9 protein-coding genes, 1 pseudogene and 1 riboswitch are annotated in these 10,483 nt (G+C 66.0%); of the genes and pseudogenes, 2 read left to right on the top strand and 8 right to left on the bottom strand.

The genetic code is table 11. The features are described 5' to 3' along the window. From AC1Q7H_RS19245 to AC1Q7H_RS19235, 3 genes and pseudogenes are all read right to left on the bottom strand, one after another. A pseudogene (locus tag AC1Q7H_RS19245) lies at positions 1–119 on the bottom strand (allantoinase); the annotation flags it as partial. 125 nt (positions 120–244) lie between these two features. Further along, positions 245–1,651 (bottom strand): nucleobase:cation symporter-2 family protein, encoded by a 1,407-nt coding sequence (locus AC1Q7H_RS19240; protein WP_013955976.1) that lies wholly within the window; start codon positions 1,649–1,651, stop codon positions 245–247. A 179-nt stretch (positions 1,652–1,830) separates the two neighbouring features. Beyond that, positions 1,831–2,601, bottom strand: coding sequence for a GntR family transcriptional regulator (locus tag AC1Q7H_RS19235; RefSeq protein ID WP_013955977.1), 771 nt, complete (start codon positions 2,599–2,601; stop codon positions 1,831–1,833). Positions 2,602–2,898: 297 nt separating this feature from the next. On the opposite strand from AC1Q7H_RS19235, the gene uraH reads away from it, so the two are divergent. Together uraH and AC1Q7H_RS19225 are read left to right on the top strand one after the other, a co-directional pair. Further along, complete coding sequence (gene uraH / locus AC1Q7H_RS19230) at positions 2,899–3,252, top strand: hydroxyisourate hydrolase (RefSeq protein ID WP_010809171.1); 354 nt, start codon at positions 2,899–2,901, stop codon at positions 3,250–3,252. Positions 3,253–3,283: 31 nt separating this feature from the next. Further along, the gene (locus AC1Q7H_RS19225) at positions 3,284–4,495 is read left to right on the top strand and encodes a urate hydroxylase PuuD (RefSeq protein WP_013955979.1); all 1,212 of its coding nucleotides are present in this window, start codon (positions 3,284–3,286) and stop codon (positions 4,493–4,495) included. A 162-nt stretch (positions 4,496–4,657) separates the two neighbouring features. Here the strand turns inward: AC1Q7H_RS19225 and AC1Q7H_RS19220 are convergent, their stop codons facing one another. From AC1Q7H_RS19220 to xdhC, 5 genes are all read right to left on the bottom strand, one after another. Next, positions 4,658–5,233: a TMEM165/GDT1 family protein gene (locus AC1Q7H_RS19220; RefSeq protein WP_035819898.1), complete on the bottom strand. Its 576-nt coding sequence runs from the start codon at positions 5,231–5,233 to the stop codon at positions 4,658–4,660. Positions 5,234–5,347: 114 nt separating this feature from the next. Beyond that, positions 5,348–5,497: riboswitch (yybP-ykoY riboswitch) on the bottom strand. A gap of 59 nt (positions 5,498–5,556) precedes the next feature. Further along, positions 5,557–6,732, bottom strand: coding sequence for a fatty acid desaturase (locus AC1Q7H_RS19215; RefSeq protein ID WP_013955981.1), 1,176 nt, complete (start codon positions 6,730–6,732; stop codon positions 5,557–5,559). Between the two features lie 185 nt (positions 6,733–6,917). After that, positions 6,918–8,240 carry a guanine deaminase gene (gene guaD / locus AC1Q7H_RS19210; protein ID WP_492381548.1) on the bottom strand — a complete coding sequence of 441 codons (1,323 nt, stop codon included), beginning with the start codon at positions 8,238–8,240 and terminating at the stop codon, positions 6,918–6,920. 76 nt (positions 8,241–8,316) lie between these two features. After that, positions 8,317–9,372, bottom strand: coding sequence for an adenosine deaminase (locus AC1Q7H_RS19205; RefSeq protein ID WP_013955983.1), 1,056 nt, complete (start codon positions 9,370–9,372; stop codon positions 8,317–8,319). Positions 9,373–9,427: 55 nt separating this feature from the next. Continuing rightward, the gene (gene xdhC, locus AC1Q7H_RS19200; protein ID WP_492381550.1) at positions 9,428–10,417 is read right to left on the bottom strand and encodes a xanthine dehydrogenase accessory protein XdhC; all 990 of its coding nucleotides are present in this window, start codon (positions 10,415–10,417) and stop codon (positions 9,428–9,430) included. Positions 10,418–10,483 lie beyond the last annotated feature (66 nt).

Genomic DNA, 10,483 nt, shown 5'->3' with positions numbered 1-10,483 from the left:
CCGCCTTCTTCGTAGTTGAGGACGAACTGCACCGCAACGCGCGCGCCGCCCGGCCAGCGGGCGTGCGGCGGCCGGGCACCGTATCCGATGAGATCGCGTGGATAGTTATCTTTGGTCATGTGTCTTTGCTTGCTTCAGGAAAACTTCCGGCACCGCCGCGCCGCCCGCAAGCGCCGACCATCACGCAATGTACGTGCCAGTCGTGCCGGCGGCGGTGCCGGATACTTCGATACCGTTGCTTCGGTTACTCGGTGCCGTGCGAGTTGGCGGCGGCGTTGCGCATGGCCTCCTCGCGCGACTGGATGCCGTTGTAGAACAGGTTCAGCGCCACGGCCACGATGGTGCCCAGCACGATGCCGCTGTGGGTGAACGGACCGGTCCACTTCGGCAGGTACTGGAAGAAGGTCGGTGCCAGCGTCGGGATCATGCCGGCGCCGATTGAGATGGCGACGATGAACAGGTTGTAACGGTTGCGGTTGAAATCGCACGAGCCCAGGATGCGGATGCCGGTGGCGGCCACCATGCCGAACATCACGATGCCGGCGCCGCCCAGCACGAACTGCGGCACCGAGGCCACCACGTGGGCCATCTTGGGGAACAGGCCGAACGCGATCAGGATGATGCCGCCGGCAGCTGCCACGTAGCGCGAGCGCACGCCGGTCACTGTCACCAGGCCTACGTTCTGCGAGAACGAGGTGTACGGGAAGGTGTTGAAGATGCCGCCGATCACGGTGCCCAGGCCGTCGGCGCGCAGGCCGCGGGTCAGGTCCTCGTTGCTCAGCTTCTTGCCGGTGATGTCCGACAGCGCCAGGAACATGCCGGTGGATTCCACCAGCGTGATCAGCATGACGATGCACATCGACAGGATGGCGGTCACTTCGAAGGTCGGGATGCCGAAGTGCAGCGGCGTGATGACAGCCATGAAGCTGGCTTCATCCAGGCCTTCGAATGACACCTTGCCCATCGCCATCGCCACCAGCGTGCCGGCGATGATGCCCAGCAGCACTGCGCAGTTGGCCACCAGGCCGCGGCCGTACTTGGTCAGCAGCAGGATGATCAGCAGCGTCAGGCCGGCAATGCCGAGGTTGGCCAGGTCACCGTAGGCGAGGTTGGGCACCTCCTTGACCACGCCGTCGATCACGGCACGGGTGGTGGGCTGGCCGCCGGCCGCCCAGTTGATGCCCACGCGCATCAGCGACACGCCGATCAGCGTGATCACCGTCCCGGTCACCACCGGCGGGAACAGCCCCAGCATGCGCCCCATCATCGGCGCAATCAGGATGCCGAAAATCCCCGACGCAATCACCGCGCCATAGATGCCGAGCAGGCCGACATTGGGATCGGTGCCGATGGCGATCATCGGCGCCACCGAGGCGAAGGTCACGCCCATCATCACCGGCAGGCGGATGCCGAACTTCCAGAAACCAAAGGCCTGGATCAGCGTGGCCAGGCCCGCGGCGAACAGGTCGGCGTTGATCAGGAACGCCAGCTGGTCCTTGGGCAGCTTGAGCGCGCCACCCACGATCAGGGGCACGGCAACCGTGCCGGCGTACATCACCAGAACGTGCTGCAACCCGAGCGCGAGCAGGCGCCCGGAAGGCAAACGCTCGTTGGTGAGGTCCGTCGGGACCGTGGTGCTTGCGGAATTCATGGGTGCGTCTCCTCTCCTTTGGTTTGATGGGAACACCACTGCCATGGCCCCGGTTCTGGATCCCGGAAGGTCTCCGGACCGTTATCTGCCGGTCGTGTCAGCACTCTCGTCGGTGAGCCGGGTGCTGTTTGCCGACCGGGTCTGGCCTTGTATTTGGGGGCAGCGGCGGGAACACCGTGCTAGGTGGAGCGGCCTAGCACGCTGCGAAGATCAAAGTTGCCCGGCTCGTCCGGCTGCACGCGGTCGGCGCAGGCGCCAAGGTGGTGCGCCATGCGCGACTGGGCCAGCGCGGCATTGCCCTGTTCGAGTGCGTCGAGGATCTCTTCGTGTTCATCGAACGAGCAGGCGTTGTTGCCCGGGGCTTCCACGCTGGCGATCATCAGCGTGGTGCGCGACACCAGCCGGCGCATCATGTTGACGAGCAGCGCGTTGCCCGACAGTTCCGCCAGGGCCGTATGGAACTCGGCGGACAGGCGGATCCATTTGGGCCGGTCATGCGTGAGGAAGGCCTGGCGCTCGCTGGCCACCATCTGGCGCAGCGGCGCGATCACGGTCTTGACGTCGGGCATGCCGGCAAGCTTTTCCAGCACCGCGCGTTCCAGCATCTGGCGCAGCTCGAACATGTCGTGCGCTTCGTCGGTGGAGGGGCTGGCGATAAAGGCGCCGCGGTTGGGTTCGAGATCGACCATGCCGTCGGCGGCCAGGTGCGACAGCACCTTGCGCACCGTGTGTCGCGCGGTGGCATAGATCTCGCAAAGGGAATGCTCGGTCAGCTTGGTGCGCGGCGGCAGCCGGTGCTCCATGATCGCGTCGTAGATCTCGTGATACATGCGCTCTTCGACCGAGCCCTTGCGTGCGGGCTTGGCGGGCTTGCCCGCCTGGATTTCGGTCGGCTCGGCGTCGGCCTTGGTTTCGGCGTTGGCGGCAATCAGCTTCAGGCTCTTGGACATCGTGGCACCAGCAGTCAGGCGGGGCACCGCAAATCCTGGACATCAGGCAGCGGTGATCCAAAAATTGTTGACAATTATTTGGTTGCTGCTTCAATATTGTCAACAAAACCGACTCAGGTTTTCGACAATTCAGGGAAATCCCTGAATTGCCAACCGGGTAGTGCAGGCGCATTGTCGCCACGCACCACCCAGCGCCGGGATGCGTTACCAGACGTACCGAGCGGGCACCATTCCCACAAATGGTGCTAGTGAAGGCAGCGGCGCCCCTCACAACCCAATCGCCTAAGGAAAAACACGATGGGACGCTTGACCACACACGTACTCGACACCGCTGCCGGCACGCCCGGCAAGGGCATGTCGGTTACTCTTCATAAGATTGTCGACAATCGTCGCGAAACCCTGAAGACAGTCGTGACCAACCACGACGGCCGTTGCGACCAGCCGCTGCTGGAAGGCGCGGACTTCGCCGTTGGCGTGTATGAGCTGGAATTCGCTGCGGGCGACTACTTCCGCGCGCAAGGCACGCAGCTGCCCGAGCCGGCTTTCCTGGACGTGGTGCCCCTGCGCTTCGGTATTGCCGATGTCAACGCGCACTACCACGTGCCCCTCCTGGTTTCGCCCTGGTCGTACTCGACCTACCGCGGCAGCTGAAGCGGTGGCATAGGGAAACAGGAGACAAGACATGGAAGGCTACATTCTCGACTGGGCCAATCTGCTGCTGCGCTGGGTGCACGTCATCACGGCGATCGCGTGGATCGGCTCCTCGTTTTATTTCGTCTGGCTCGACAACAGCCTGACCCGTCCCACCGATCCTGACCTGCAGGAGAAGGGTGTCGGCGGCGAGCTGTGGGCCGTGCACGGCGGCGGTTTCTACAACCCGCAGAAATACCTGACCGCGCCCAAGACGCTGCCTGAGAACCTGCACTGGTTCTACTGGGAGTCGTATTCCACCTGGATGACCGGCTTCGGCCTGCTGGTGGTGCTGTACCTGTTCAACGCCAGCACGTTCCTGATCGACAAGAACGTCTACGACATGTCGCCTGGCGCGGCGGTCGGCCTGGCGCTGTCCTACCTGGCCGCGGGCTGGGTGGTCTATGACGTGATCTGCCGCGTGTTCGGCAAGAGCGACAAGACCGTGGGCGTGCTGGTGGCGATCTACGTGGCCGTGGCTGCCTACGTGGCGTGCCACCTGTTCTCGGGCCGTGCGGCGTTCCTGCTGACCGGTGCGATGATCGCCACCATCATGAGCGCCAACGTGCTGGTATGGATCATCCCGGGCCAGCGCAAGGTGGTCGCCGCGCTGCGCGCAGGCCAGCCGGTCGATCCGGTCCATGGCAAGAACGCCAAGCAGCGCAGCGTGCACAACACGTACTTCACGCTGCCGGTGCTGTTCGCGATGCTGTCGAACCACTACAGCATGACCTACAGCTACAAGTACAACTGGGCCGCGCTGATCCTGATCATGCTGGCCGGTGTGCTGATCCGCCAGTTCTTCATCCTCAAGCACAAGGGCAAGATCAACGTGGCCTGGCCCGCAGCCGGCGTTGCCGTGCTGGCCGTGGTCGCCGTGCTGATCGCGCCGCAACCGCGCCCGGCCGTGGCCAAGGCAGAAGGCGGTGACGCCGCCGCTGCCACCGTCAGCTTTGCCAAGGTGCAGGAAGTGCTGAACGCGCGCTGCGTGCAGTGCCACGCCGCGCAGCCGAAGATGATGCCGACCGCAGCCAAGGGCATCAAGCTCGACACCGCGGAAGACATCAAGGCCCACGCCCAGCTGATCTACCAGCAGGCCGTGCAGCAGAAGGCGATGCCGCTGGGCAACGTGACGCAGATCACCGACGACGAACGCGCCCTGCTGGGCCAGTGGTTCGAAGGCGGTGCCAAGACCACTAACTAAGGGTGGCTTGATCTGAAAAGCATCAGGGCCGGCGCGTGCAGCCGGCCCGCGAAATCCGAGCATCGGTGATCGACGGTCCGGAGGGTTGTGCAGTTGGCAACCGTCAGTACCGGACCGGCGAGGGTTTGAACGGGGCCTTGCGCCCCGTTTTTTTTCGGCGACTTATCCGCCGATATTTAGCAACGCCAACACCCCCAGCACCAGGAAAATCCCTGCCGCGATCTTGTGCACCAGCGCGATCGGCATCTTGTTGGCAAACTTGTCGCCAAGCAGGACCGCCGGCGCATTGGCGACCATCATGCCGAAGGTGGTGCCGGCCACCACGGCAATCACCGCATCGCTGAAGCGCGCGGCCAGCGCCACGGTGGCGATCTGGGTCTTGTCGCCCATCTCGGCAAAGAAGAACGCCACGATGGTGGTGCCGAGGATGCCGAGGGCGCCCTTGACCGGCTTGGCCTGTTCGGCGTCGTCGAGCTTGTCGGGGATCAGCATCCATCCCGCCATCGCGATAAAGCCCAGGCCCAGGATCCAGCGCAGCAGGCTTTCGCCCAGCACATGCGTGATCCAGCCGCCGAGCGCGCCGGCAAAGCCATGGTTGAACAGCGTGGCGATCAGGATGCCAAGGATGATGGGAACGGGCTTGCGGTAGCGCGCGGCCAGCACCAGCGACAGCAATTGCGTCTTGTCGCCCATTTCAGCGAGGGCGACGATGCCTGTGGAGACGAGGAAGGCTTCCATATTGGTCTTGTGGGGTAACCGGGCCGCAATGCATCGCGAGATGCCAATGACGCACACCTTTCCCGGCCCGGCCAGAAAGGTATGGTCATCGGTCTCGCCAGGCTGGACGCTGCCGGGTCCGTATCAGTACACGGCCGGGCGGGTCCGGAGCTGCGCACGCCATAACCGCAAGCGGTCAAGTCTGTTGACGTGCGCCCCTGTCCCCCGGAATCCGCATTGCGCGGCGCGGTAAGAGCAGGGCGGCTACTCCCCAATGGAAGCGGTAATTATAACGGCAGCGGGGGGCAGGCGTCCACCTCCCCCCCGCCACATGGCCTGCATCCTCAGGCGGGTACAGGCGCGTTGTCGCTGGTCTGGCGGCCGCGGAAATCGGTCCAGCACAGGGCCTTGAAGTCATAGAGCTTGCAGCGGCGCGCGGTGTCGAAATACCAGCGCCAGGAGAAGTTCTCGATGATGATGCGGCCCGGCAGCGCATGCTCCAGCAGCGCCTGGGCGCGCTTGAGGCGGTACAGCGGCACGCTCATGTCGACGTGGTGCGCGGTGTGTTCCATGATGTGGTGCAGCGCGGCGCCGATGCCGTGGCGGAAGCGCAGGTGCACGGTGGTCGAAACAAAGGGCTGCGCCTTGGCCCACATGGCCTTGGTGTCATACCAGGCCACGCTGGTATGGGTGTGGTGCACGTACAGCACGAAGCCGACGGTGACGTTCCAGACCAGGAAGGGCAGCACGAAGCCGGCACCGATGAGCATCCAGACGGACTGGTCCGTGGCCAGTGCCAGGCCAGCCAGCGCGCCGATCCAGGCCAGCCCGAAGGCGGCTACCAGCACACAGTCGCCGGTGAAGATCGGGCGGCGCGTGGCCATCTGGCGCTTGCTCGGGAAGAACATCTTGCACCACCAGATTTCCACCAGGTAGTACAGGCCCGGGCCGAAGCCGGTGCGGTAGATGCGCTCCATCACGCGGCGCCAGCGCGGCAGCGCGTTGAATTCTTCCAGCGAGTAGGGCGCCCAGACGAAGTCGAAGCCCTTCAGGTTGGTGTAGCCGTGGTGCACCACGTTGTGGCCGACTTCCCACAGGCTGTAGGGCGTCAGCGAGGGCAGGAAGGTGAGCCGGCCCAGCCACTTGTTCAGGCCGCGGCGCGGGGTCAGGCTCTGGTGGCAGGCATCGTGGCCGATGATAAACAGGCGCGCGATGATCAGCCCGGCCAGCACGCCCAGCGCCAGCTTGGCGGCCCAGTGCTGCGCCAGCACCACGCCGGCCAGCACGGCGCCGAACAGCAGGTAGTCGAAGGCGAACAGCAGCAGTGCGCGCGGGGTACTGCGCTGGCCCAGCGGGATCAGCCAGCCGCGGATGATCTTGCGCGAGGGCAGCGGGGCGTCCGGTGCGATCGGCGCCGGAAGCGGGGCGTGGTTGGGCGCACCCTTGCGCGCGGCATGGGGCACGTCATGCGGGCCATGGGCGCGCTCAGGGGCGTGAGCGGCGGATTGGGATGCGGTCATGCAGAACCTTCTGATTGCGGTCGGATGGGTATGGGCGCACGGCACGCAGAACGGCCGCGGCGGAACCGCAAGGTTAGAAGGCTTTGTCGGAGACGGTCTTGACGCTCGTCAAGCCGGAGGCGGGGGCGAAGCGGTAAAAGCGCGCCCGCCGCATGGCGGCGGGCGGCTGCTGGCCAGGTGACGGATCAGGCGGCCGGCACGTGGGCGGCCTCGCCCATCACATAGACGCTGTCGATGAGGCGGTCGTCGCCCAGCATGGCAAAGGCGAACAGCTCCTCTTCCAGCGTTTCCGAGCGGTTGCTGCGGCGGGCGATCAGCGGCGTGGCCTTGGGGTCCAGCACGATAAAGTCGGCCTCGCAGCCAACGCCAAAGCTGCCGACGCGGTCGGCCCAGCCCAGCGCCTTGGCCGCGGCGCGCGTGGCCAGGTAGAACATGCGCAGGGCGGTCAGGTAGTAGCCGCCCATGCGCGCCACCTTGTGCGCGGCGTTCATGGTGCGGAACATCGAGAACGAAGTGCCGCCGCCGACGTCGGTGGCCAGCGTCACATTCAGGCGGTTGGCGTCGGACTGGTGGAAGTCATAGAAGCCGCTGCCCAGGAACAGGTTGGAGGTGGGGCAATGCGCCACCGCGGCACCGCTGTCGGCCAGGCGCCGGCGGTCGTCCTGGTCCAGGTAGATGGCGTGGCCGTACATCGCGCCCGGGCGCAGCAGGCCGTAGCGGTCGTACACGTCCAGGTAGCTGCGCGCGTCCGGGAACAGCTCGGCGACCCATTTGACCTCGTCGCGGTTCTCGGCCACGTGGGTCTGGATAAAGGCGTCCGGGTAGGCGCGCGCCAGCTCGCCGCAGGCGGCCAGCTGCGCCTCGGTCGAGGTCGGGGCAAAGCGCGGCGTGATGGCGTAGGCCAGGCGTCCCTTGTTATGCCAGCGCGACAGCAGGTCGGCGGAGTCCCGGGCGCCGGTCTCGGCCGTATCGCGCAGGAATTCCGGGCAGTTGCGGTCCATCATCACCTTGCCCGTGACCATGCGCAGGTTGCGCGCCTCGCTTTCGGCAAAGAGGGCCTCGGCCGAGGCCTTGTGCACCGTGCTCCAGACCACCGCGCTGGTGGTGCCGTTGCGCAGCAGTTCCTCGGTGAAGAAGCCGGCCACGCCGCGCGCGTAGTCGGGGTCGGCAAAGCGGCGCTCTTCGGGGAAGGTGTAGGTGTCGAGCCAGTGCAGCAGGCCCGGCGACGGCGACGCGATCATGTCAGTCTGCGGGTAGTGCACGTGGGTGTCGATAAAGCCGGGCACGATCAGCTTGCCGCGGTGGTCGACGATCTCGGCGTCGGCCGGAATGCGCGCAGCCAGCTGCGTGTAGTCGCCTGCGGCGGCGATGCGCCCGTTGGTGACGATCAGCACCCCGTCGTCCCAATACTGATACGCATCCTCATGGAATTGCGGATCGCGCAGGAAATGCAGCACGCGGCCGCGAATGGCACGGGTGAGGGAGTCAGTCTTGGGGTTGGTCGTCATGGTTTGTCTCTTGTGGCCGGCCCGCGCGGAACGGCATGGTTCAAGCAGCGGGCCGGGCTATTGGCATGCGCCGCGCTCAGGCCGCTGGGGCCGTTGCGGGCGGGGACTTGGGCGGGCTCGACCAGAATTGGTCGACTTCCGCCAGGAATTCGGCCTTCTGCATGGCAGGCAGGAAGGCCGCTTCAAAGCTGTTGCGGGCAAGCTTGTGGGCATCGGCCGCGTCCAGCGGCAGCGCGTCGAAGGTGGCTTCCCAGTTGGCGTTCATATAGCCGCCGAAGTAGGCCGGATCGTCCGAATGCAGCGTGATCACCACGCCGGCATCGAGCATGCGCTTGAGCGGGTGGTCGCGCAGGTCCGGGTAGACCTTGAGCTTGACGTTGGACAGCGGGCACACGGTCAGCGCCACGCGCTCGCGCGCCAGGCGTTCCACCAGCGCCGGATCGTCGATGGCGCGCACGCCGTGGTCGATGCGCTGTACCTTGAGGATGTCGAGGGCGTCGGTGACGTATTGCGCCGGACCTTCCTCGCCCGCGTGGGCCACCAGGTGCAGGCCCAGCTCGCGCGCCTTGGCGAATACGCGCGCGAACTTCTCGGGCGGGTTGCCTTGCTCGGACGAATCCAGGCCCACGCCGACAAAGCGGTCGCGGTAGGGCAGCGCCGCTTCCAGCGTGGCGAAGGCGTCTTCCTCCGGCAGATGGCGCAGGAAGCACAGGATCAGGCTGCTGGAGAAGTCATATTCGGTGCGCGCCTGGGCCAGGGCATCGGCGATGCCGTCGATCACCACGCCGATGGGAACGCCGCGCGCGGTATGGGTCTGCGGATCGAAGAAGATCTCGGCGTGGCGGACGTTGTCGGCGACGGCGCGCTTGACGTAGTCCATGGTCATGTCGAAGAAATCTTCCTCGGTCAGCAGCACGCTGGCGCCGGCGTAGTAGATGTCCAGGAACGACTGCAGGTCGGTAAAGGCGTAGGCGGCGCGCAGCGCCTCGACGCTGGGGTAGGGCAGCGCCACCTGGTTGCGCTGCGCCAGCCGGAAGATCAGTTCCGGTTCAAGCGTGCCTTCGATATGCACATGCAGTTCGGCCTTGGGAGTGCGGCGGATCTGTTCCGCGAGCGCGGCATCGATGGTCATGGGGGCCTCGTTTCTGGGCATTTCTGTGCCTGCCGGCGGGGCCGGCGGCACGGGTTCAGGGATGCACCGCCTCCGGGCGGCCCAGACGCAGCGCGGCAAGGCGCTGTTCGCGGACCTGGAGCAGCTGGGCGACGATGGCTACCGCAATCATAGCCGGAGCCTTGTCGGTAATCCCGGGAACCCCCATGGGGCATGTCATTTCCGCAAACCGGGCCGGGTCGATGCCGTGCTCGGCCATGCGGTGTTCAAAGCGCGCGCGCTTGGTCTTGGAACCGATCAGCCCGAAGTAGGCGAAGTCGGTGCGCTTGAGGATTTCCTCGCACAGGGTCTGGTCCAGCGCGTGGCTGTGCGTCATGACCAGGAAGTAGCTGCCCGCGGGCGCCTGCGCCACTACGGCCTCGGGCGTGTCGCTGGCCTCGGCCTCGACATTGTCGGGCAGCCCGCCGGGGAAGAGCGTGTCGCGCTCGTCGACCCAGTGCACGCGGCACGGCAGCGTGGCCAGCACCTTGACCAGCGCATGACCGACATGGCCGGCGCCGAACAGCACCACGTGCATGGTGTCGGGCACCAGCATATCGGTCCAGCTGCCGTCGGCGTGCAGCGTTACGCCGGGGATCATGGCATGGCTGTCGCCATGGGTGATCGCGCCGCTGGCCGGCACCTGCCGTTGCAGTGCCTTGCCGGCAGTGAAGTTGCGTTGGACCGCGTCAAGCCAGTGCAGGTCGGCTTTGCCAAGGACCTCGAACGCCAGCTGCACCACGCCGCCGCAGCACTGGCCCAGCGCCGGCCCGAGCGGAATGCGCTCGATCCGGCGTTGTTCACCGCGCACCAGCATCTCGCGCCCGATATCCATGCCGCGCCACTCCAGGTGGCCGCCGCCGATGGTGCCGACCAGGTCGTCGGCGCTGACCAGCATGCGGATGCCGGCCTCGCGCGGGGCCGAGCCCTTGACCTCGACGATGGTGACCATTGCCACCGGCACGCCGGCGCGCACCATGCGGGCGGCGTCGGCGAAGCGGAAGGGTTTGAGCGGTGCGTCCTGCATGTCGGGGGCCTTGTCGGTATTGCCTGGTTGCTGCTTGATGCTGTGGTGCCGCCTGCGCCATGTCAT

This window comes from Cupriavidus sp. GW823-FHT06D04 (assembly GCF_058795055.1).
The sequence above is the reverse complement of the archived record's forward strand: the minus strand, read 5'-3'. Positions and strand labels throughout refer to the sequence as shown.

What these genes read in the sequence shown, in the direction of transcription:
- AC1Q7H_RS19240 (WP_013955976.1), bottom strand. Translation starts at nt 1,651, where the DNA reads ATGAATTCCGCAAGCACCACGGTCCCGACGGACCTCACCAACGAGCGT.
- AC1Q7H_RS19235 (WP_013955977.1), bottom strand. Translation starts at nt 2,601, where the DNA reads ATGTCCAAGAGCCTGAAGCTGATTGCCGCCAACGCCGAAACCAAGGCC.
- uraH (WP_010809171.1), top strand. Translation starts at nt 2,899, where the DNA reads ATGGGACGCTTGACCACACACGTACTCGACACCGCTGCCGGCACGCCC.
- AC1Q7H_RS19225 (WP_013955979.1), top strand. Translation starts at nt 3,284, where the DNA reads ATGGAAGGCTACATTCTCGACTGGGCCAATCTGCTGCTGCGCTGGGTG.
- AC1Q7H_RS19220 (WP_035819898.1), bottom strand. Translation starts at nt 5,233, where the DNA reads ATGGAAGCCTTCCTCGTCTCCACAGGCATCGTCGCCCTCGCTGAAATG.
- AC1Q7H_RS19215 (WP_013955981.1), bottom strand. Translation starts at nt 6,732, where the DNA reads ATGACCGCATCCCAATCCGCCGCTCACGCCCCTGAGCGCGCCCATGGC.
- guaD (WP_492381548.1), bottom strand. Translation starts at nt 8,240, where the DNA reads ATGACGACCAACCCCAAGACTGACTCCCTCACCCGTGCCATTCGCGGC.
- AC1Q7H_RS19205 (WP_013955983.1), bottom strand. Translation starts at nt 9,372, where the DNA reads ATGACCATCGATGCCGCGCTCGCGGAACAGATCCGCCGCACTCCCAAG.
- xdhC (WP_492381550.1), bottom strand. Translation starts at nt 10,417, where the DNA reads ATGCAGGACGCACCGCTCAAACCCTTCCGCTTCGCCGACGCCGCCCGC.